Annotated in this window: 22 protein-coding genes and 2 pseudogenes; 15 read left to right on the top strand and 9 right to left on the bottom strand. The window is 64.2% G+C overall.

The features are described from left to right. Positions 1–235: 235 nt before the first annotated feature. The 4 genes from PV772_RS15750 (at position 236) to PV772_RS15735 (ending at position 3,063) form a co-directional block, all read left to right on the top strand. A complete protein-coding gene (locus PV772_RS15750; protein ID WP_347886739.1) occupies positions 236–667 on the top strand; it encodes a hypothetical protein in 432 nt (143 codons plus the stop codon). Positions 668–743: 76 nt separating this feature from the next. Next, positions 744–1,094: a hypothetical protein gene (locus PV772_RS15745; protein WP_347886738.1), complete on the top strand. Its 351-nt coding sequence runs from the start codon at positions 744–746 to the stop codon at positions 1,092–1,094. Between the two features lie 605 nt (positions 1,095–1,699). Next, positions 1,700–2,713: a DUF4192 domain-containing protein gene (locus PV772_RS15740; RefSeq protein ID WP_347886737.1), complete on the top strand. Its 1,014-nt coding sequence runs from the start codon at positions 1,700–1,702 to the stop codon at positions 2,711–2,713. A gap of 197 nt (positions 2,714–2,910) precedes the next feature. Next, positions 2,911–3,063: a hypothetical protein gene (locus PV772_RS15735; RefSeq protein ID WP_347886736.1), complete on the top strand. Its 153-nt coding sequence runs from the start codon at positions 2,911–2,913 to the stop codon at positions 3,061–3,063. Positions 3,064–3,153: 90 nt separating this feature from the next. Here the strand turns inward: PV772_RS15735 and PV772_RS15730 are convergent, their stop codons facing one another. Continuing rightward, positions 3,154–3,330 (bottom strand): hypothetical protein, encoded by a 177-nt coding sequence (locus PV772_RS15730; RefSeq protein ID WP_347886735.1) that lies wholly within the window; start codon positions 3,328–3,330, stop codon positions 3,154–3,156. 556 nt (positions 3,331–3,886) lie between these two features. After that, positions 3,887–4,666, bottom strand: coding sequence for an alpha/beta fold hydrolase (locus PV772_RS15725; protein ID WP_347886734.1), 780 nt, complete (start codon positions 4,664–4,666; stop codon positions 3,887–3,889). A 549-nt stretch (positions 4,667–5,215) separates the two neighbouring features. Here PV772_RS15725 and PV772_RS15720 point away from each other — a divergent pair. Beyond that, positions 5,216–6,562 (top strand): ParB/RepB/Spo0J family partition protein, encoded by a 1,347-nt coding sequence (locus PV772_RS15720; RefSeq protein WP_347886733.1) that lies wholly within the window; start codon positions 5,216–5,218, stop codon positions 6,560–6,562. 358 nt (positions 6,563–6,920) lie between these two features. On the opposite strand, the gene PV772_RS15715 is transcribed toward PV772_RS15720, so the two are convergent. Both PV772_RS15715 and PV772_RS15710 read right to left on the bottom strand, forming a co-directional pair. Continuing rightward, positions 6,921–7,148 carry a DUF2188 domain-containing protein gene (locus PV772_RS15715; RefSeq protein WP_347886732.1) on the bottom strand — a complete coding sequence of 76 codons (228 nt, stop codon included), beginning with the start codon at positions 7,146–7,148 and terminating at the stop codon, positions 6,921–6,923. Between the two features lie 165 nt (positions 7,149–7,313). Beyond that, positions 7,314–7,937: a helicase associated domain-containing protein gene (locus tag PV772_RS15710; RefSeq protein WP_347886731.1), complete on the bottom strand. Its 624-nt coding sequence runs from the start codon at positions 7,935–7,937 to the stop codon at positions 7,314–7,316. Between the two features lie 520 nt (positions 7,938–8,457). Between PV772_RS15710 and PV772_RS15705 the strand changes: the two are divergent. The 4 genes and pseudogenes from PV772_RS15705 (at position 8,458) to PV772_RS15690 (ending at position 10,866) form a co-directional block, all read left to right on the top strand. Further along, positions 8,458–8,723 (top strand): annotated as a pseudogene (locus PV772_RS15705) (glutaredoxin family protein). Between the two features lie 5 nt (positions 8,724–8,728). Continuing rightward, complete coding sequence (locus PV772_RS15700; protein ID WP_347886730.1) at positions 8,729–9,679, top strand: single-stranded DNA-binding protein; 951 nt, start codon at positions 8,729–8,731, stop codon at positions 9,677–9,679. 29 nt (positions 9,680–9,708) lie between these two features. Next, positions 9,709–9,969, top strand: coding sequence for a hypothetical protein (locus PV772_RS15695; protein ID WP_347886729.1), 261 nt, complete (start codon positions 9,709–9,711; stop codon positions 9,967–9,969). 339 nt (positions 9,970–10,308) lie between these two features. Next, a complete protein-coding gene (locus PV772_RS15690) occupies positions 10,309–10,866 on the top strand; it encodes a hypothetical protein (protein WP_347886728.1) in 558 nt (185 codons plus the stop codon). Between the two features lie 111 nt (positions 10,867–10,977). Here PV772_RS15690 and PV772_RS15685 read toward each other — a convergent pair whose 3' ends face one another. From PV772_RS15685 to PV772_RS15675, 3 genes are all read right to left on the bottom strand, one after another. Next, on the bottom strand, positions 10,978–12,246 hold the full coding sequence (locus tag PV772_RS15685) for a hypothetical protein (protein WP_347886727.1): 1,269 nt from the start codon (positions 12,244–12,246) through the stop codon (positions 10,978–10,980). 398 nt (positions 12,247–12,644) lie between these two features. Next, complete coding sequence (locus tag PV772_RS15680; RefSeq protein WP_347886726.1) at positions 12,645–12,947, bottom strand: helix-turn-helix transcriptional regulator; 303 nt, start codon at positions 12,945–12,947, stop codon at positions 12,645–12,647. A 22-nt stretch (positions 12,948–12,969) separates the two neighbouring features. Beyond that, complete coding sequence (locus PV772_RS15675) at positions 12,970–14,058, bottom strand: tyrosine-type recombinase/integrase (protein ID WP_347886725.1); 1,089 nt, start codon at positions 14,056–14,058, stop codon at positions 12,970–12,972. 169 nt (positions 14,059–14,227) lie between these two features. Between PV772_RS15675 and PV772_RS15670 the strand changes: the two are divergent. From PV772_RS15670 to PV772_RS15655, 4 genes and pseudogenes are all read left to right on the top strand, one after another. Then, positions 14,228–14,683, top strand: a pseudogene (locus PV772_RS15670) (single-stranded DNA-binding protein); the annotation flags it as partial. A 97-nt stretch (positions 14,684–14,780) separates the two neighbouring features. Then, positions 14,781–15,386: a DNA-binding protein gene (locus PV772_RS15665; RefSeq protein WP_347886724.1), complete on the top strand. Its 606-nt coding sequence runs from the start codon at positions 14,781–14,783 to the stop codon at positions 15,384–15,386. Next, positions 15,373–15,639, top strand: coding sequence for a hypothetical protein (locus tag PV772_RS15660; RefSeq protein WP_347886723.1), 267 nt, complete (start codon positions 15,373–15,375; stop codon positions 15,637–15,639). Before PV772_RS15665 ends, PV772_RS15660 begins: the two co-directional genes overlap by 14 nt. A 2-nt stretch (positions 15,640–15,641) precedes the next feature. Further along, positions 15,642–15,929, top strand: a complete 288-nt coding sequence (locus PV772_RS15655) for a helix-turn-helix domain-containing protein (protein WP_347886722.1) — start codon at positions 15,642–15,644, stop codon at positions 15,927–15,929. Between the two features lie 528 nt (positions 15,930–16,457). On the opposite strand, the gene PV772_RS15650 is transcribed toward PV772_RS15655, so the two are convergent. Continuing rightward, positions 16,458–16,760, bottom strand: coding sequence for a hypothetical protein (locus tag PV772_RS15650; RefSeq protein ID WP_347886721.1), 303 nt, complete (start codon positions 16,758–16,760; stop codon positions 16,458–16,460). A 28-nt stretch (positions 16,761–16,788) separates the two neighbouring features. After that, on the bottom strand, positions 16,789–17,589 hold the full coding sequence (locus PV772_RS15645) for a hypothetical protein (protein ID WP_347886720.1): 801 nt from the start codon (positions 17,587–17,589) through the stop codon (positions 16,789–16,791). Between the two features lie 251 nt (positions 17,590–17,840). On the opposite strand from PV772_RS15645, the gene PV772_RS15640 reads away from it, so the two are divergent. Together PV772_RS15640 and PV772_RS15635 are read left to right on the top strand one after the other, a co-directional pair. Beyond that, entirely contained in the window at positions 17,841–18,230 is a 390-nt protein-coding gene (locus tag PV772_RS15640; RefSeq protein ID WP_347886719.1) for a MobC family plasmid mobilization relaxosome protein, read from the top strand. A 2-nt stretch (positions 18,231–18,232) separates the two neighbouring features. Then, positions 18,233–19,870, top strand: a complete 1,638-nt coding sequence (locus PV772_RS15635; protein ID WP_347886718.1) for a relaxase/mobilization nuclease domain-containing protein — start codon at positions 18,233–18,235, stop codon at positions 19,868–19,870. The last annotated feature ends 4 nt before the right edge of the window (positions 19,871–19,874 follow it).

Genomic DNA, 19,874 nt, shown 5'->3' with positions numbered 1-19,874 from the left:
CTAGCCCCTCCGTTCCTCCGGGGCCTGCGCCCCGGAAAGTCTTCTCCGGCGCTCCTTCGTCGCTTATTTCCTTTCGAAGATTTCCCGGGTCTTGCCCTCCGGGTAGACGGGCCTGCACGTGCACAGCTCCGCAAAGCTTCGCCAGCAGCCAAAAACAACGGGGGGAGAGGGGAGCTGGCCGGTCACCTGAGCCGCCCCACCCACCCAACTTCTCGGCAAGAAGGAGCAACACCACATGAGCGCAGTAAGCAAAAAGACCGTGACCCTCGCGGACACGGAGGAAACCATCGACGGCGTGACCGTGCTGGGTGATTACCACATGAACGGCGGCTACGACTGGATGGAACTGATCGAGGAGCACGGCTGGGCCGTGCTCTCCAGCTGGGGCTGTGACGGCTGGGACCTGGGGCAGTGGCCCTATGTCATGGTCGCCGTGACCCGCACCGCTGACAGCATCGGCAACCTGTTCGGCATCGCCACCTATTGCGAGGGTGACGTGACCTGCACCTACTACCGGACCAAGGCCCGCCTGTGGGACGCGATCACCGAGCAGGCGTTCTACCACTGGAAGAACGGGCAGGCCCAAGGCCCGGCAGACCTGCCCGAGGCCGCCGCAGAACTGCCCAGCCGGTACCGGATGCCCTTTGCCGTGCGGGACGCCGCCTAACCAGCACTGACAACGGCTGTACTGCCCGGCCGGGAGCCGGGCAGTACAGCCCCCACGACTTCAAAGGAGCCAGCACATGAGCAACGACACCACCGCCCCCAAGGGCATCACCGCCCTGGTCTACCGCGACGCCCTGGGCACGGACTTCTCGAACCGGGGCATCTCCGCCCGCGTCATGGAAGTAACCGTCATTGGCGAGGGCATAGACCCGGTTTTCGAGGCCACCGAGGAACGGCCCGCCGTCCGGCTCGTCAAAAACGAGCACTTCCACCGCGAAAGCGTGATCCACGCCGAGCCGGTCACACCGGAAGGTGAACCCGCACCGTGGTACATGTTCGGCGGCACGTTCATCTTCAGCAGTGACTCACGGTTCCGCCGCGCAGCCGGACACTACGGAGCCGTCCCGCTGCACGACCGCCGCGAATAGGGCCGAAGGGTGGCCGGTCTTTCGGGGTCGGTCACCGCGGGCGGTCCGCCGTCGTGGCCGGCCTTTGTTGGTGGTCGCCGGCGGCGGACCGCCAATCCCGCAGTAACCAGGTGCACGGTTGGCGGCCGCCGGCGGCAAGCCATGGGCTGTGGTGCCGTTGGGTTGTCCCTGGGCAGGGGAGTGGAAGGGCAGGCTCGCGGGGCTCGCCCTGGTTTCCGCTGCGCTTCAACCGGGTTGTTGGGCGTCCGCTGGCGCGGCCGGCTGTTGGGTCCAGGGGGCGCCGTCGCAGAGCTCCGGACCCCCTGCACCGTGTGTGTCTACGACGTTTTTGGCTGCTGTCCTTCGGATTGTACGTGCCCGTTCCGGCCCCTCTAGCCCCTTCGTTCCTTCGGCGCCTGCGGCCCGGGAAGTCTTCTCCGGCGCTCCTTCGTCGCTTATTTCCTTTCGAAGATTTCCCGGGTCTTGCCCTGCGGGTAGACGGGCCTGCACGGTCACAGCTCCGCAAGCTTCGCCAGCAGCCAAAAACAACGGGGGGGAGAGGGGAGCTGGCCGGTCACCATTGGTCGCCCCACCCACCCAACTTCTCGGCAAGAAGGAGCAACACTATGAATGACTTCATCAAATTCACCGGCCCGGCCGACATCCTGGCCTTCATCCCGCACACGCTGGGCGAGACCCCGACAGAGTCCTTCGTCGCCATGACTATGCAGGGCAAGCAGCTCGGCGCGACCCTGCGCGTGGATGCCCCCTTCGGGCAAGACCCGGTTGGTTACGCCCAGACCATCGTCAGCTACCTGACCGCCGACGAGGCCGCCACCGGCAGCCTGCTGGTCATCTACACCGACGAGACGACCCGCGACGGCGGCCGCCCCTACGCCGGACACGTGGAGGCACTGCGCAGCGAACTGGAAACCGCAGAAATGCCGCTGCAGGACGCATGGCTGATGACCTCCGAACTATGGCGGAATTACCACTGCACCGACAGCAGCTGCTGCCCTGCCCAGTCGCTGGACACCATCACCACGAGCAACGGCAACGCCGCCCTGATCTACCGGGGGAGCGCCGTCACCGGATTTACCGCCCCCGCACCGTTCACCGGTGACGAGACGGCCCGGGAGGCTATCGCCGCGCACAAGCCGGACGGCTGGCCCGAAGACCTCGAAGAAAGCCGCGCAGCGTGGGCCAAGGTGCTGGACGACCCCAAGAGCCTGACCACCCACACCGCGCACCAGCTGGCAGGAGCCCTGCAGCACCCCACCATCCGGGACTACATGATGAGTGACATCGTCCCCCACACCCCGGAGCAGTTCACCTCCATCATGCTCGGTGTGTTCCTGAGCCGACCGGACTGGGCCCGCGTGGACACCGCCCAGGAAGTCGCCTTCGAGCTGATGAAGACCACACCTGAAGGCCAGCGCGCACCGATGCTGTGCCTGATCGGCTGGCTGGAATGGCTCAAAGGACGGTCCAGCTTCGCCGCCCGGTACTTCAAGCTCGCACTGGAGGACGTGGACGGGTACCGGCTGGCCGAGCTGCTGGGCGAACTGGTCAACCGGGGCCTCATCGCGGACTGCACCCGGGATCCGAAAAAGGCCTATGACCGCCGCCTGAAGCGCTAACCTAAACACCGGGCCGGACTCCACGACAAAAGGGGTCCGGCCCTCATCAGGGATCCCCAGGTACGCGGCGGCCTCCCCCGCTTCGCTCCGCCGGCCGCGTAAACGCTGCGCGGGCGGCGCCACTTCCAGCCCGCGCGCAGGAACTGCCGATACTGTGAAAGGGAGCCTCATCCCCGCACAGCCAAGGAGTCCCGAGCATGGCAGATCAATTCCGCATGACCGAGGACGATACCGTTGCCCCGGACGCGAGCTCCCTTGAAGACATCCTGGAACTGGCCCTGCTCACAGCAGGCCCAGCCACCGGCCCGGTGGACCGGCCCAGGAAAGACCAGCGACACTACGAGCTGTAACCGCAAGCAGCACCGACGCTGCACCGATAGATTTCCTTTTGCCGAGGAAAAACCGCGAAGGGCTGGCACATTTAACGTGCCGGCCCTTCGTCATGTCCGCCGCGCAAGCATCCACAGGATCACGGCCGCGAGGCCGTTGAGGAAAACGATAAAGAGGTCACCGGCAACAGGCCGGCCGACAGCCAGATCCACGACCACCAGCACCACCGATCCGAGCGCAGCGACAGTGAACACCACAGCCAGGACCCGGCAGGTTCTCGGTGACATCCATGCGCTTGCGCGCCTGACTTCACCTGTGTGGCCAGGGCGTGGAGCCGGATTGCTCATTCCCTAACCCTACTCAGGGGCAAGGGCAGGCTCGCTGGGCTCGCCCTGGTTTCCGCTGCGCTTCAACCAGTTGATGGGCGTCCGCTGGCGCGGCCGGCTGTTGGGTCCAGGGCGCGCCGTCGCAGAGCTCCGGACCCCCTGAACCTGTGTTTCTACGACGATGCTCCTATGGGCGTCAAATTGATGATCCGCTGATTAGAGCAGCGATGAGGGGCATTGCGAAGATCCGATTATGCCAACTTTCTTGAATCTTCTTAGAAGAGATCCCTGGCCCTCACCGACTGCTCTGCGACCGTCCTGCACGCCGTCGCCGTCTGGAGCACCCTATTTGGAAGACACACCCTGGCGGCGGCGGTCCAGGTGAAGCCGGGTCCCCAATTCGGGAACGGCGACGTCGATGCCTCCCGAGACTGGGGCATCATCCTCAGCCGTCGCAGGTTCCGCCTTTCTGAAGCGAACTCAACGTAATGGCTCCGCCCCGGCGCTCAGCCGCAGCTCAGCCGGTGCTATCGAGGATCAGGCGCGCCGCTTCCGTTGGTTGGTCCCAGTGCGGGAAGTGACCGCAGTTTTCGAACCAGTGGAGCGTTGCATCCGGGAACAGCTCCGTGGCACGCGCCGCCTCACTGGGAGCGGTGACCTTGTCCTTCCGCCCCCATCCGATTACCACTTTGCCCTTGAGTGAACCGGCCGGTGCGCCTTCCTGGCGGGGGCCGTGAATCAGCGCGTTGAGGGCCGGGTCCAGACTGGTTGACGTCTTGAACCCGCGAAGTTCATGCAGGACCAGATCCTGCGGCAGCTTCCAGGGGTGGGCGGAGAACTGAGCCAACAGGGCCGTGCGGCCCACGGGGTTGCCCGTAAGGAAGGGGAGTGCCGGTTGGATACGGCGCACCAGTGCGACGGAGGCCTTGATGCTTGCCCCAAAGATCGCTGCCTGGCGGTCATTCCAGAAGCCACCAGGGTCCAGTGCAATCGTGGTGCCGGCGTGCCCTCGCCGTGCCATCTCCATTGCCATCCGGGCGCCCATGGAGCTGCCTACCAGATCAATGTCACCCAGTTCCTCGTCGCGGATAAAGGCTTCGACGGCATCGGTCAGCGTGGCAATGGTGGTTTCGCCGGTCAGCGGCGCGGATTCGCCGCAACCGGGGAGGTCGACGGCGATGACATCGCGTTCAGCGGCCAGCGTCGGGATTATCGGGTTCCAGTTATCAATACTGGAACCGAGCCCATGGATCAGGAGGAGAGGCCTACCGGAGCCTTGCCGGGCTGAGTGCAACATGACTTCACTGTACGGGGTGGTGCAAGATCTCGGGCCAGAAGTCATCTGGCGACAGGCCCGACGGTGCAGGGATACGCGTGTAGGCAGCGCATCCAACGACAGTGAGAACGTCCGGGTGTCCTCGCTGAACCGGCCACCGATGAGGACGTCAACGCCGTGCGCGTCGTCACGTACCAGTTGAGGGGCGTCCGCTGGCGCGGCCGGCTGTTGGGTGCAGGGGGCGCCGTCGCAGAGCTCCGGACCCCCTGCACCGTGTGTGTCTACGACGTTTTTGGCTGCTGTCCTTCGGATTGTACGTGCCCGTTCCGGCCCCTCTAGCCCCTTCGTTCCTTCGGCGCCTGCGGCCCGGGAAGTCTTCTCCGGCGCTCCTTCGTCGCTTATTTCCTTTCGAAGATTTCCCGGGTCTTGCCCTGCGGGTAGACGGGCCTGCACGGTCACAGCTCCGCAAGCTTCGCCAGCAGCCAAAAACAACGGGGGGGAGAGGGGAGCTGGCCGGTCACCATTGGTCGCCCCACCCACCCAACTTCTCGGCAAGAAGGAGCAACACCAATGAATGCAACACCCACGCTTGAAATGCTCGACCCGGCAACCCTGACCGTGGATGTCAACGTCCGCAAGGATGCCGCCCTGACCGCTGATTTCGTCGCCAGCATCAAGGAACACGGCGTGATGGAACCCGTGATTGCCCACCGCAGGGACGACGGAACCGTGCACGTCCTGATGGGCCAGCGCCGCACCCGCGCCGCCGTCGAAGCGGCTCGGCCTCTGATCCCGGTGATGATCGTCGAGTCCCCCGAGGAAGCCGAACGCATCGTGACGCAGGTAGTGGAGAACATCCAGCGCGCCGAACTCACTGAAGCCGACGAGGCCGACGCCTACCACCAGCTGTCCCTGATCGGCGTCTCGGCCGCCGCGATCGCCAAGAAGACCGGGCGGACCAAGACCACCGTCGAGAGTGCCCTCAAAGCCAAGTCCACCGAGACGGGAGCCGCCGCCCTGGGCAAGGGATACACGATCGAAGCAGCCCTGATTCTCGTCGAATTTGAGGCGGACGAGGACGCGACGGCAGAACTGGAATCGGTCATCATGGACGAACCCGACATGCTCCTGCACGTCACCCAGCAGCTGCGCGACAAGCGCGACCGCGCCGCCGCGCTGGCCGCACTCACCGCCGAGCTGGAAGCCGCCGGAACCATCGTGGTTCCCGAATGCGGGTACGGGGAGGACAGCGAAACGCTCCGCGTCACGTCCCTGAAGAGGGCAGATGGGGAACCGGCCACCGACGAGGACGGCAACGCCGTTTACATCGAGACCGGCTACCGCGGCGAGCACTCCGCCGTTCCCGTCGTGACCGGCTGGAAAGACCTGGGCTTCACGCTCCGCTACTACGGCGGCTACGGCACCTCTTCGTCCCCGAAAGGCCCCATGACCGAGGAACAGAAGGCCGAACGGAAGACCCTGATCGAGAACAACAAGCTGATGCAGTCCGCTACAACCGTCCGCCGCGAATGGGTCAAAAACCTGCTGGCAAAGAAGCAGGCCCCCAAGGGCTGGCAGTACTTCACCGCACACGCGATCACCCACCACCCAGAAACCGCCAGCGGCTACGAGGGCAAGGTGGCCGCCGAAATGGCCGGGGCGAAGATCGAAGAATCCAACCAGTGGGCGTGGAACCCGCTCAGGGACCACGTCGCCAAAACGACCGCACGGCCGGAGGTCGCACTGATTGCCCTGATCTGCGCCGGGTACGAAAAGACCATCCAGAAAGACTCGTGGCGCTCACCGAGCCAAACCCACCGGGACTACCTGAACCAACTCGTTTCATGGGGATACACCGCATCCGAGACCGAGCAGATCATCATCGACAGCGGCGACAAGACCGAGACAGCCGGATAGACCATGGCTTCTGTGCCGGGCGGCGGATCCCAAACCCCGCCCGGCACGGGCCCAGCCCAATCGCCGCAGGAAGGCCAGGAACCTTCCAGAAGTCGGGCGGTCCGCCGCCCGGGGCGAACCACAGCAGCCACTCACCAGCGACGGACCGCCGATTAACGCACCCCACGTCCGCGCCCACCAGGTGCCGCGCCCCCAGGGAACAACGACGCTCCCACCGGCTGCAGGACCCGACGAAGAGCGTTCAGCTACGCTGAACCCATAAGTTTCCTTTGCCGAGGAGAACGCAGAATGGCCGGCCTAACCGCCGGCCATTCTTGTGCCCTTAGGCAAGCCGCAACGCAAAAGCGCTGCTCGGCAATCAGCCCGGGACGTTCCGCGGATCGTTGCCGTAGCTGTTCTTTTCAGCGATCTGGCCGTCCTGATTCCTGATGACGTGCTCCACCTTGTCAGCTCGGGCCGCTTCCCGGCCCGCAGCCACCGCTTCTTCCTTGGTGCCGTAACCGGCACCAAACGCGCGGTCAGCGCCCTCACGCTTGTTCTTCCACTGCCCATCTTCGTAATACGTCTCGATATCGCCCTGGGCCACTGCATACTCCCTCTGCCGTTCGGATACTGGCACCCGCTGCGCAAGTGCGGATAGCGAAAAACCCCGCAAAACGTTCGTCGTGCGGGGCCTTCCTGGCAGCCGCTCCGCCTGATGGGGGACAGACGGAGAAGCTGACACCAAACTAATAGAAAGCATGCTTAGTTTTCAAGGCGTGCTGGGTTTCGGTCGTCCACCGCGCCGGGCCCGGCCTTCCCGCCATCCCGGCAACTCCGCGTCCAGCCGCGCCCGCCGGTCCGGGGTCAATGTTCCTTGACGGGAGGTGATTCTTTGTCCGTGGAGCCACACCCCAAGAACCCGCTCCTGCTCGGTGCCGGCCTTCTTGTGCAGGGGCCAGTCATTGCCCTCGGCCCGGTAGGAGATGAGTTCGGCCAGGCGCCGATTCCACAGGTCTTCGCGGTGTTCCTTCTGCCGGCGCTGCGCGTCCCAGCCGGGAATTTCGGCAAGTCGTTCTTTGACAGTGGGGGAGAGGGTGCCATTCGCGGAGTCCTGACGTTTGCGCCCGAGCCAGCTGCAAAGGGCCCGCTCCCGTGCGGACTTCGCCCGGGAGCTGGGCAGCCGGCGCTCCGCCCGGTACAGGGCAATGACGTCCTCCAGGTTTTTCAGGCTGCGGCCGTCCATCCTGGCCGGAAGGGGCTTGGCCGCCCGGCGATGTTCGGCCCGGATCGACGGGTCTTCGTTCGCTGCGATGTGCAGGTGGTACCGGACCGTGGATCCCGCGGCATCTGCTAGCGAGGCGATCCTGGACGCAGGCAGACCCCTCCGATACATCTGCACCCACTCCGGATTCGGTGCAGCACGCCGCGCACCACCCATACGCCACCCCCCACGTTCCGCGCCAGCCCGCCAATCTTTGGACAGTACCTCACTGCAGGCTACCCACTGCCGGGCATCCTGCCCGGCCGGCAACCTTTCCCATGGTCCACCACCGACACCACCGGCACACCCATGCCAGGACAGACACTTCTTTCAGCCGGGACGACACCTCTTCACGTCGGCCATGACCCAAGGACCCTCATGTCACCACGGCCGGCACACACCTTCTACGGCGCATGGGGGCTTCCGCCGGGGGAACCTGCGGGGATGACCACAGTCGCCGGCGGCGTTACCCGCCTTCCACCCTGGGCTCAGATGCAGGGTCAGCTGCACCCATTCTGGAGGACGATTTAACCCGAAAACCCCTAAAATACGCGGAATAAGCACTATCCATTGAGTTGAATGATTGGTAGAATTGAGGTAGCAAGTCAGCCAGACGAACGAAACTCATGTGATACGAAACCAGGTACTGAAAATGACTGCAACACCCGCCGCTTACACGGTCTACACCAAGCCCGACTGCCCCAACTGCGAGAAGACGAAGGACTACTTCGACTCCAAGGCATCACCTACGCGGTCGTGGACATCACCGAAGTCCCTGCAGCGCTGGAGTACATCACCGCCGAACTCGGCTACTCCCAGGTTCCCGTCGTGGTGAACAACGCCGATGACCAGGACCGCTGGTCGGGCCTGCGCCGCGACAAGCTCGTCCAAGCGGCCATGAGCCACAAGGCGGCGTGAGGACGATGGCCACCCTGCGCCCGGTCGTCGGGTACAACCTCAGCCCACGGATCCCGCTGGAGGTGGACCTGTTCCGGCAGGTCAACCCCAGCGGACGGATTCCCTCCAACGTGGTGGACCCCTACGTTGTAGAACCCGCCATTGTGGAACCCCTCGCGGAGGACCTGTACGACGGTTACTCCGTCCCGGACAGGGGAGGGGATGAGCGGTACCTTCAGACGATCAGCCGCGCCCCGCTCGGGGACGGCGGTCTCTGGGACGCGCACACTGCGAGCCAGTACCAACCCAACGACCTCACCCACGACGAACCCGGTGGGACCGAACTCCAGAACGAACCCACAACACCCATCGAGAACATCACCAGCGCACGAGGAAAAGGAACCATCATGGCCGGCGAAACCACCATTACTGTCATTGGAAACCTGACATCGGACCCAGAGCTGCGGTTCACCCCGGTTTCCCGTGAGTTCGGTAAAACTGAAGGCACTCCGGTCGCGAACTTCACCATCGCATCCACTCCCAGGACATTTGATGCCCAGAGTAAGGAATGGAAAGACGGCGAGACCCTCTTCCTTCGGTCCACGGTCTGGCGCGAGGCAGCCGAGCACGTTGCCGCCTCGCTGACCAAGGGCAGCCGGGTGGTCGCCAGCGGCCGGCTCAAGCCCCGCACCTACGAGACGAAGGCGGGGGAGAAGCGCACGGTCATCGAATTCGAGATCGATGAAATAGGTCTGTCCCTTCGCTACACAGCAGCGACGGCTACCGGCTCCCCGGAAGGCCGCCCCGTGAGGGAAGAAGCCTCGCGCATTGACCGGAGGGACAGGCTCAAATCGCAGCAGGAAGGCGCAGCCGAAGTCAGTACCGAGGGATACGCGGACGACGACCCCTGGTTCGGCAAGAAGGCAACCGCCGAAGGGTACGCAGAGCGTGCCCGCGCCGAGGAACCGACCTTCTGACATCAGGGGTCCTAGCTTGAAGGCAACAGATGCGGATTCCTAAGAAGACGAAGACTGTCTCCCCCTACTTCAGCGAAGACGACGCGGACCAGATCCGAGCTGCAGTGCAGGCCGTGGGCAAGCTCGAGGGCTACCCCTCGATCACTGCCCTGGTCGAAGCAGCCACGCTGCGCGAGCTGCGCCGGTTGCAGCGAAAGTACAACGGGGGGCGGAAATGGCCGGGCGTTCCGGCGGGCTGCATGCGACCAGGACAGCGAACCCTCGAGGAACTTATACCGCCCACCAAGTGATAGGCCCAAGATTCTTGGCAAACTCTCCCGTCTAGCGACCTTGCCTTCATTGTCTGCCGTTTTCAGCAGAGAACCGAACCAGGAGCAATCGCTCAAAATGGGGTTTTTTTAGGGGGATTCAAGCGTGGACGCCAGTTCTGCGGCTGAGTATCCTGTGTTCTGCAATAGCAGGCTTGCGTGAGGTCAAGTGCTGCTGTTGTTCATCATGAGGGCGCATAGTGCTGGGAGGGGTGCCCGGTTGCGGCCACGCAGCTGGGGCAACGGTCGGCCATTGTCAGCCGCGGTGCATGAGCGTTAACTGCGGCTTAGCAGATGCATGCTCTTTCAATGAGGCAAGCCATGAAAAATCACCTTCGGCCGCTGATGATGCTGTTGGCAGCCATCTTCATCGTGTTTACGACGGGGCTGTCTGCAGCGCAGGCCGCCAGCCCGCACTTCAAAAAGGGCGGCGAACCAGTCTGTACCGTTTCCACATCAACGGGGTCCGCGTCCACCACGTGCCGCACAGTGCTCACCGGCCTCGGTAACGATGATCTGCTCGCTACGGTAACCACTTCGGGTTCCGCCGTCTACCAGTGCCAGAATCAGGGCGGCAATGTCGCGCCGGGACAAAACAAGGTCTTGGTGGGCCCTGCAACAGCGCCGACGTTCATCAGCGGCGACGCAATCAAGAACGGCAATTTGACCCTTGTTACCGAGCCGTCGGTTCTAACTGCGCCGGCAACAGTAACGGGAGCCGAGGCTGGTTGCCCGAATCCCAACTGGACAGGCGTCAACCCGACACTGACCATTACGTCCATCCATCTCGTTATTGAACAGCCTGTGGGAACGGTCATTTTCGATTGCTCTGCCAGCAGCTCGACCGGCCTGACAGGCCGCGTGCCGCTGACCTGCTAAGGGAAGGGGGCGTCGGGGACTGAGAAGTAGCCCGAAGACATCCCTGTCATTGGAGTCCTTTCTTTCCCGGACGCATTGAGGGTCCGCCGATCCCTGATCGACGGACCCTCGTCATGTCGATACGTCGTCGAGGGAACGAAGGTAGCGTTCAGCGCCTTTGACGCTGAGGCCGAAGAGATCGACGATGCGACGGATGTCCTTGGTGGCGATTGCTTCGTCCAGGATGCGGTCTTCCCGGAGCGCCTGGGCGGCGAAACCGAGGGTGCTGTTGATCCAGACGTGGCTGACTTTGGCGGTTCGTACTGCCGTTTGGATGTTGATGAAGAAGTGAGGGTTGATGCTCTCGGGCCATGTCCTGCTTCGGTGGTCCAGCCATGCCGTGAGACAGCGGCGTGCGGGGTGTGCCAGCACTATGGTCCGGTCAGGCAGGTAGAGTCGGCCGTCGCGGACATCGGTCAGCAGCAGACCCCGGACCTGCCCGCTGCGCAGTGCGTGATAGCCAATCAGCGATGCCAAAGCTTCGCGGGCGGGGTTACCGGAGCCCAATGCAGCGCGCATGGCGGCATCATTGATCGGCAACGGGATCCGGGATTCCGGTCGCCCGGACCTGAGGTGGGTTGTCGGATTTGAAAAGACGAGCCGTTTTGCCTTGAGTATCCGGAACAGCGACTTCAGCGCGGTGCAGGTCAGGGTGCGGTTACTTCCTTGGGGCGGCAATGCCTGGTTGATGTCGTCCCGGGTGATTTCCCGGAGGGAGGTGCGGCCTTCGGCGGCCCATGCCCGCAGAGCGGGCAGCAGGGACCTGACCCGGACCCGGATGGTCACAGGCGCGCGGGGCTTGGAACGGGGGTAGGTGCTGCTGCCTCGGAGCATGATTTGAAACCAGGTGTTCATCTCATCTGCCATGCCATCAGGCAGATCCGCTATCCGCTGCGCATACCAGGTCATGATCGCCGGTTCCCTGTCATCGTCAAGAATGCCCGCGGAATCCAGCACGTCCAGGATGGGCTGCCGGTTGAAAGCGACGGGATTAAGCTCTGCCACCTCACTTGCCTTGATCGGCGCGCCCGGTGTCGCTTGGGCGTAGGCGAGCAACCGCAGACCTTGGCGGGTTACGTTGATCCGCGTCTTGCTCCAGCCATGCTCTTCCGCATGGGAACGGACCGCGTCGTCCAGGAACTCGCCGAATCCCGGATCCGGCAGCAATTCAACACCCCGGATCCTCGTGAAGTCCCGGGGTGCGTCAACCAGGGTCAACTGCTGGTGTTCAACCGGATATGACCTGCGGCGCCGGGGCGCAGTTTCCGGTCCAGAGGCGACGGGATGGCGTTTCTGCCGCAAGAGACCGACAAGGAACAGCTGCTGGCCGTGCCGGTTCATCTCCAGCACACTTGGCCCGATTCCGTGCGGCCGTGCGCCCACTGCAGTGCGGAAGCAAAGTCGGCAGAAACCTTCACCGCTCAGCGCTTTTACCTCGGTGCAGGAACGGCATGGACCAATGTTCGTGAACCGACGGCGCCACCCGCGGCAGCCTTCGCAGAGCCAGCCGCTTGTTCGCGTGACACCCCAGCCAAAGCAATCGATGCAGCTGTCGATCACATGAGGTGCGAAACGGTGACACCGCCGGCAAAGCCCACCGGAGAAATACAGGTCGTTGCTGCCGCACTTGCGGCAGGGCGGAGGAATGAACGGTCCGCCCGGCATGCACTGGTGACAGAACACGTCCCGGGCTGTCGCGACCGGACGCTCACCGCATCAGGGGCAGGTCCGTGGTGCGCTCACACCGGCGGAAGGCTACGGTTACGTCCCAGCCGCGGGGTGATCACCTGCGCGCCGCCCACTGCGGCAGTGTTCTCCTTGACCGGGCGCCGGGCAGCGACAACCTCGGGTTCCCTGATGAGCAGCTCGGTGGGCTCGCAATCCAGGACATGGCAGATGACGTCCAGGTCGTCGAGCCGGATCGACGTCGGGGTTCCGGTCCAGAGCGCCGACATCTTCCCGGCGCTCATCTCCAGCCCGGCATCCGACAACCGGCGTCGCAGCTCCGTTGACTTCCAGATGCCGCGTTCTGCGGCCTTCATGCGCAGGTTCCAACGCATCGGTTCACCTCGTTCCAGTTCCCCATCGCAACGCGACGCGATCGTTCGCCACGGCCCATGCTGCCTCCACATGATTGTCGTGGACGTGAATATAGCGGGTAGTTGTCGAAAGCCATTCATGCCCGAGCAGGTCCTGGATGGCCTTCAGATCCATTCCGTGCTCATACATGGACGAAGCGCAGAAATGGCGCATCCCGTGAGGCGTCAGCCGGCCAGACCAGTCAGGCAGCCACAGATCGACGGCGTTGGCGAAACCGGTCCGCAGCGTGTCATCTCCGGCTCTCCGGCGGCAACTCAAATCCGCGTCGCGCCGTTCGCTCGGAAACATCGGTGCGTTTGGATTCTGCCAGTCATCACCGAACTGATGACGGACATCGGTGAGCCACCAATTCAACAAGGCGTCGACGCCGTTGATCGCCGGCACCATCCTGGCCTTGGGTCCACGGCCCATGCTTCCCTTGCCGAACCTTACGTGCAGTTTTCCCCGCTCACCCAAGTCCGGCCGCCAGTCACGAATGTCGAGCATGACCGTTTCGTTGATCCTCAGCCCGACGCGCCGCCACAGCGAGGCGGCGACGTAGGCCCGGGCCGCCGGCAGATACTTCCGGGCATCCGGCAGCGCCTCCCGCCACCCCGAGAACATCACCTCCACCTCTCCCCGGGAGGGCGGCACGCGGATGACGCCGTCGTAGTCGGCTTTCGCAGGCCTGTTGAATTCATCCACGGGCTGCGTGACGATGTGTCCCGTGTGCTGGTGAATCTCGCCCTGGTAGCGGCTGGTCAGGAACTCGAAGAAGCGGGCGAGGGTGCCGGCTTTTCCATGGATAGTGGCTTTGGCCAGTCCACGCACCTTGCGCTCCCTGTTGAGGAACCGGTCGACGTCTTCAGGCTGAGCGGTCCAGAGGTAGTTTCCGAGGAATCGGAGAAATGCAAAGATCACCGAGCGTTCCTGCGCAATGTGCTCGTCAGTGATGCCGGTGGCGGCCGCGGCAAGAGCGAACTGGTCAACGAGCTCCTGCTCGAAATCGTCCAGCTCCTGCGGCGACAGCGCGTGCCTGGCCATGGCCGGGCGGACGACCGCCAACTTAACCACGCGTGCCTCACTTCAACCCTGGTGAACGAATGTCAGGAAAACACTAAGTCCTTCAGGAATCTTGAATAAACTTCATTACGCGTCGCTGCCGCGGAAATGACCGCGATAGAAGGGAACCGCGTAATGTCAGGGCTAAAGCCGTCAAACGAAACTCACGGCAGTTGCGACAAGTGGGTCGGCCGTCGCGAACTTCACCATCGCATCAACGCCCAGGACGTTCGACCGCCAGTCCAACGAGTGGAAGGACGGGGAAACGCTGTTCCTCCGTGCCAGTGTGTGGCGGGAAGCGGCGGAGAACGTGGCCGAGTCCCTGACCAAAGGCATGCGCGTGATCGTCATGGGCCGGTTGAAGTCCCGCTCCTACGAAACGAAGGAAGGCGAGAAGCGCACCGTGATCGAGCTCGAAGTGGACGAGGTCGGCCCCTCACTCAGGTATGCCAATGCGAAGGTAAACCGCACCCAGCGCAGCACCGGCCAGGGCGGTCAGGCCGGTGGCGGTTTCGGGAACCGAGGGAACGGTGCCGGGGGAGCGCAGTCGGCACCACAGGATGACCCCTGGGCCGTCCCGGCGAACAGCAACGCCGCCGGTTGGGGCAACGGCCCCGACTCCGAACCCCCGTTCTAGACGAGCGGCGCTGCTAAGACCCTTGCCAACGAATAGTAGGAGTAGTAGTTTTGCTACTACTCCTACTATTTTTCTATTTTTTTGAAAGGGTTCCGCCGTGGCTTTGAGTGTTAAGGACCGTGTATTCGCCGCTGCTGAGAAGATCAGCGCCGAACGCAGGCCAACCGTCTCCACGGTTCGTGCAGAAGCTGGGGTGAGCAATGCGGACGCTACGCGGTATTTGAAGGAATGGGCGGAGGAGAAGCAGGCCGCTGGTGGCCAGGTCGCGGCGACGCCGCCGACAATCCTGGAGCAGGCTGCCCGGCTTGCGGGGACGTGTTGGGCCGAAGCGTCGGCCGCGGCGAACGAGCGCCACGCCGCCACCGAAGTGGCCTGGGCGCAGGAGAAAAAGGAATTGAATGAGGAAGTCGCCGAGCTCGTCGCTGACCTCGATAAGGTCACCGCCGAGAAGGACGACGCGGTCTCGGAGTTGACTGCGAAAATCGCCGAGCTTGAACGCCAGTTGGCCGGCGCGGCGGAGCAAGTTGACCAGGCACGATCCGCCGAACGTCAGGCAGCAGCCGACGCCAACGCTGCAGGTACGCGGGCCGCGGCCGCGGAGGCGCGCGCGGCCGCACTCCAGGAGGCCCATGACGCTCTGCTGCAGCGCATCACCCCGCAGGGTCCCCAGACGGACGGACAGCCCGCACATGACCAGGCCTAAGCGGATCGCTGCGTTCACGCCGTACTACACGGAGGACCAGGCCGGGCAGGTCCGGGCGGCGTTCAAGGCTGCCGGGCTGCAGGAGGGCGACGCCAGTGTTTCGGACCTGATTGTTCGGGCGACGATGCGTGAAGTGAAGCGTCTGCAGCGGAAGTACAACGGCGGCAAGCCCTGGCCTCCCGTGCCGGCCGGCGAGCTGCGGCGGGGGCAGAGAACGATGGATGAGATGCAGCACCGAAGCGAGGAAACGTAAGCGTGGGTAAGAGGTCTGAGGAAGTAAGCAGGAGTGGTGCGCCCGTGGCTAACCCGTTCCCGCGGATGTTGACACTGGACCAGGTTGAGGAAGTCCTGAACCTTGGTAAACCGTTGGTCTATGCGCTCGTGCGCAGTGGAGAGTTGAGGGCAGCTCAGTTTGGCGGCCGCGGCGTTTGGCGCGTCCGGGAAGATGATCTGAGCGCGTACATCGATGCCGCGTACGAGAAGACAGCGGAGCGCATTGCATCCGGCCAGGTTTCCGAGGGGGAGTCCCCCGCAGACGACTGACCCACAGCAACTGAAACGTCGAAGGCCGGCACCCGCTGACGGGTGTCGGCCTTCCGTTTTTGCCGGGCCAGGGTCACCATCTTATGAACTCTTGTGCTGCGGCTGGTGCCATTGCTTGGATCACGCGGGCCAGCGGAAGTTGGTGGTGATTAGCGCCGCCCTGCTGCTTGTGGTTGTCACCGCCCTGTACCGGCCCGGGAAGCCCCCTGTGCCTTAGAAGCCAGCCCCCTGGGAGTGGTTCCGAATCTGTCCGGCATGCGGCGCTGTGTAGTCCTGTGTCGTCGCGGCTGAAGAAACCCGAGCGCTCTTTTGGTGCGTCGGCAGCGGAGGTCTTGGACCATGGGGAAGGCTGCCGCTGGTGCGTTTCGTCTTTCGAGGCTGGGCACATTCGCCGGCTCCCAGAGGCGGGTTCGTGGGTGTGGTGACCTGGCGTTTGTGTGCAGCCGGTCAGTTGGGTCCCGTCGTGCACATGTGTGCGGGGAAAGCCCGAAGGGTTTTAGCTTTTGCCGTGCACATGTGCGCGAGGGGCTAGGTCGCCTGTGAGCCGTGTGAGTCTGATGTGCCGGGGGTCTCGACGGGTTTGGCTTGGGCTTTGCGTCGGCGCCCTGCGGCGGCAGGTTCGAGGCCGAGTTTCTTCAGTTCGTCAGGGCTCCAGCCGTCGCGGGTTGCCTTGACGTAGGCGCGCTTGTCGTCGCGTTCTGCGGCGGCGAGCTGTTCTTTGAGGTCGGTGACGCGCTGGCGTGCGTGGACGAGTTCTTCGACGGACTTGATGCGCGAGTTCAGGAGTGCGCGGGCTTGGTTTTTGGTTGCTTCGATGTTGATGGCGGCCATGCTGGATGTGTTCCTTTTCGGGTGGTGGTCAGCGGTCGAAGGCGGGGCGGGCGGCGACGCCGGCGGCAGCCTTTGAGGGTGTCGCCGCCACGGTATGGGCGGCGGTCGTGAGGGCTTCGGTGGCGTGGCGCGGGAAGGAGAGCTGAGCGGTTTTCACCGCTTGCTGGTATTCGGGCTCGAGTGGTTCGGGCCTGCCTGCCCGGTCGTATTCGGCGAGAACTTCCGGGATGGAGGTGCGCTGGTAGGCGCGCAGCAGGTCTTCCGCGGCGGGGATCTCCTGTGCGACCAGGTGGGAGATGTCGTCGAGGTGGGGTTGGAGTGCCGGCGGGAGAACGTCGCGGACTGATTCGATGACCGCCGGGAGAATGGCTTCCTGGTCGGGCGTCAGCGCCCTGTGCTCGACGTGGCGCAGATAGGTCTCAGGTTCCGGCCCGTACTCCTTGAAGAGGGGTCCGGGCAGTGGGGTGTCGGGACGCTCGGGCAGGGGAGCTGGCAGGATAACCCACGCGGTTAGGCGTTCGGCGCCGATCCAGATGTGGGCACTGGATCCGGTGGCGTCGTTGAGGTGCCGGTTAGCGACTTTGTCGATGCAGCCCTGGATTGTTACGGGCGGCGCGTCGACCCAGTCGTCATCCCATTCGTTGCCGCTCTCATGATGTTTTCCGGTCGGCAGCTGGTCGGTTGCTGCTGTGACGAGATGCTGGCGCGGGGCCGGGGGATCGACCGGTAGGTCGATTGTGATTTTCCCGCCCCAGATGGCTGCGTTTTCGGGCTCGTAGGTCAGGCTGCCTGATCGCAGCCGGTCGGTGGACGTTTCGATTGGACGCATTGTCTCCCCCTGAGAAAGCGTGTCGTGGCGTATCTCCACCCTAGCCCGACGCCAGCGTCCATCACCGCCCAACACGCCGTTGACCACCCGGCTTTCTGGAGCGGAGCAAGCTATACGTTTACACGGGCGTAAACGGGCGTGTCCTGCACGGCTCCTGCGTCGTCGTTTGGCACACTGGCTTGTGGGTCCCCGGGTTTCGGGGTCGCTGCGCTGGGCTTTTGACTGCGGGAACCGAGGGATTGGGGGAGTGCGTGAATGAGGAAGATGTGCCGCGCTCCCGGCTTTCGCGGCGGCGGCGGGCGAATTCCCCTGCGGGGACGAAGAAGCGCCGTGAGGTGTGGGTGACGGCTGCGGAGGAAGCGGCCCTGGTTGCGAGGGCGGCGAGGGAGAAGGTCACTGTCCCAAACCTGCTGGTCACGGCAGCGTTGTCGGAAGGCTCGGAGACCCCGACGGAGCGGCGGGCGGCAATGGCTGAACTGATGGCGATCCACACGCTGCTGGCGCGGGTGTCGAACAACGTGAACCAGATCGCCCGGCATGCAAACGCCGGCGACGAGTTCCCCCAGGACGCCAAGGCTGCTTTGGCGTATGTGCGTGAGGTGGCGATTCGGATCGACCGCACCATTGAGGGGCTGATGTAGGGATGATGCCGAACATCACCCGCGGCTCGATGATGGCCGGCCTAATGGTGTATCTGGTGTCGACGGATGCGGATAAGACGAAGAACGCGCACACCGACCCGCACCTGGTGGCGGGGGACGCTGCGATCATGGCGTGGTACGACGACGGTGTCCTGGACAAGGACGACGCGGCCGCAATCGCGAAGCACCTGGACCAGCCACGCAAGGCCTTCGGTGTCGAAGTCCGGGTCAAGGACATGGTCTGGGACCCGGTGAAGAAGCAGCGCGTTTTCGCCGGATACAAGGACGCCAGCGTGTGGCACTGCTCCCTGAGCCTGCGCGCAGAAGAAGGCGCCCTGACGGACCAGCAATGGGGCGATATCGCCAACGACTTCGTCGACGCCATGGGCTTCACCGAAGCCAGCGGCAAATCGCAGTGCCGGTGGGTCGCGATCAACCACGGAACCAGTGAGAACGGCAACCACCACATCCACATCGCCGTCTCACTGGTCCGCGAAGACGGCACCAAAGCCTCCGCCCACGGCGACTACAAACGCGCACAACAGACCTGCCGGGACCTGGAAACCAAGTACGGTCTCGAAGAACTCTCCAGCGTCCACGCGACCCGCGGTTACGACCGGGCCGAGAAGGCCACCGCGGCACGCGACCAGCGCGAGATGCACCGCGCCTCCCTCGCCCGCAAAGTGCGGGCCAGCGCGGCCGCATCCGGCAGCGAAGCGGAGTTCGTCCGCCGCGCCCGGGACACCGGGCTGCTGGTCCGCCCCCGCTACGCGAAGAACACCACCGACGTCATCGTTGGCTACTCCGTCGCGGAGCGTCCCAAGCCGGGGGAGCGGCCGATTTGGTTCGGCGGCGGCACCCTCGCCACCGACCTCCGCCTCGGACAACTGCGGCAGGAATGGGCCGACACCCCACAAGCGGCAACCGAGGCCGCGGCCGAATGGAACGCGGCAGCACGGAACAAACGCAAGGCCAACACCCACGGCGCGGAACAAACTACACCGGACCCGCAGCTCTGGGTCGACTACACCCGAAACGCCACCGAACTCGCAGACCAGCTCCGCAGCATCCCACGGGACGATCACGCGACCTGGGCCAAAGCAGCCCGCGACGTTTCCGGCGCCTTCGCCGCCTGGTCACACCGGCTCGAACCAACCCCCGGCCCGCTGGCCGCAACCGCCGCCGAACTGTCCCGCACAGCCCAGCTCCGCAACCCCCGGCAGCACAGCAAACCGGTGGCACTTCCTTCCATTGCCGGCACCGCCATGTTGTTCATGGCAGCGTCCAGCAAGAACAAAACGGCCGCGCAAACGGCGCTCATGGTGCAGCTGATCAACACCGCCTTCGCCGTGTATGAAATGCATGCCCAGTCCGGCCGTGCCCGGGAAGCCCAGCGCATCCGGGCAGTCGTTGAGAACCAGCTGGCACCGTTCACCGCGACAATGCCCAAGACCGTTCCCGTAGGAGCAGGGCAACAGCCCGGGGAGGCGGCCGCGGTTCCACCCAGGGCTGTCGACATTGCACGCCGCGGCATGGCCCCGATCCGTCCCGGGTCCGTGGTCCCCACGACCCCCACCCCGGCGACACCAACTAAGACCCATCAGCCCAACCGGGGCGCCGGGCCGGGGCTCGACCGATAAAAGT

This window comes from Pseudarthrobacter sp. CC12, assembly GCF_039907755.1.
GTDB lineage: Bacteria > Actinomycetota > Actinomycetes > Actinomycetales > Micrococcaceae > Arthrobacter > Arthrobacter niigatensis.
This window is presented reverse-complemented; position numbering and strand designations above follow the sequence as displayed.

Coding starts and splice junctions, on each gene's coding strand:
- PV772_RS15750 (WP_347886739.1), top strand. CDS start 236: ATGAGCGCAGTAAGCAAAAAGACCGTGACCCTCGCGGACACGGAGGAA.
- PV772_RS15745 (WP_347886738.1), top strand. CDS start 744: ATGAGCAACGACACCACCGCCCCCAAGGGCATCACCGCCCTGGTCTAC.
- PV772_RS15740 (WP_347886737.1), top strand. CDS start 1,700: ATGAATGACTTCATCAAATTCACCGGCCCGGCCGACATCCTGGCCTTC.
- PV772_RS15735 (WP_347886736.1), top strand. CDS start 2,911: ATGGCAGATCAATTCCGCATGACCGAGGACGATACCGTTGCCCCGGAC.
- PV772_RS15730 (WP_347886735.1), bottom strand. CDS start 3,330: ATGTCACCGAGAACCTGCCGGGTCCTGGCTGTGGTGTTCACTGTCGCT.
- PV772_RS15725 (WP_347886734.1), bottom strand. CDS start 4,666: ATGTTGCACTCAGCCCGGCAAGGCTCCGGTAGGCCTCTCCTCCTGATC.
- PV772_RS15720 (WP_347886733.1), top strand. CDS start 5,216: ATGAATGCAACACCCACGCTTGAAATGCTCGACCCGGCAACCCTGACC.
- PV772_RS15710 (WP_347886731.1), bottom strand. CDS start 7,937: ATGTATCGGAGGGGTCTGCCTGCGTCCAGGATCGCCTCGCTAGCAGAT.
- PV772_RS15700 (WP_347886730.1), top strand. CDS start 8,729: ATGGCCACCCTGCGCCCGGTCGTCGGGTACAACCTCAGCCCACGGATC.
- PV772_RS15695 (WP_347886729.1), top strand. CDS start 9,709: ATGCGGATTCCTAAGAAGACGAAGACTGTCTCCCCCTACTTCAGCGAA.
- PV772_RS15690 (WP_347886728.1), top strand. CDS start 10,309: ATGAAAAATCACCTTCGGCCGCTGATGATGCTGTTGGCAGCCATCTTC.
- PV772_RS15685 (WP_347886727.1), bottom strand. CDS start 12,246: ATGAACCGGCACGGCCAGCAGCTGTTCCTTGTCGGTCTCTTGCGGCAG.
- PV772_RS15680 (WP_347886726.1), bottom strand. CDS start 12,947: ATGAAGGCCGCAGAACGCGGCATCTGGAAGTCAACGGAGCTGCGACGC.
- PV772_RS15660 (WP_347886723.1), top strand. CDS start 15,373: ATGACCAGGCCTAAGCGGATCGCTGCGTTCACGCCGTACTACACGGAG.
- PV772_RS15650 (WP_347886721.1), bottom strand. CDS start 16,760: ATGGCCGCCATCAACATCGAAGCAACCAAAAACCAAGCCCGCGCACTC.
- PV772_RS15645 (WP_347886720.1), bottom strand. CDS start 17,589: ATGCGTCCAATCGAAACGTCCACCGACCGGCTGCGATCAGGCAGCCTG.
- PV772_RS15635 (WP_347886718.1), top strand. CDS start 18,233: ATGATGCCGAACATCACCCGCGGCTCGATGATGGCCGGCCTAATGGTG.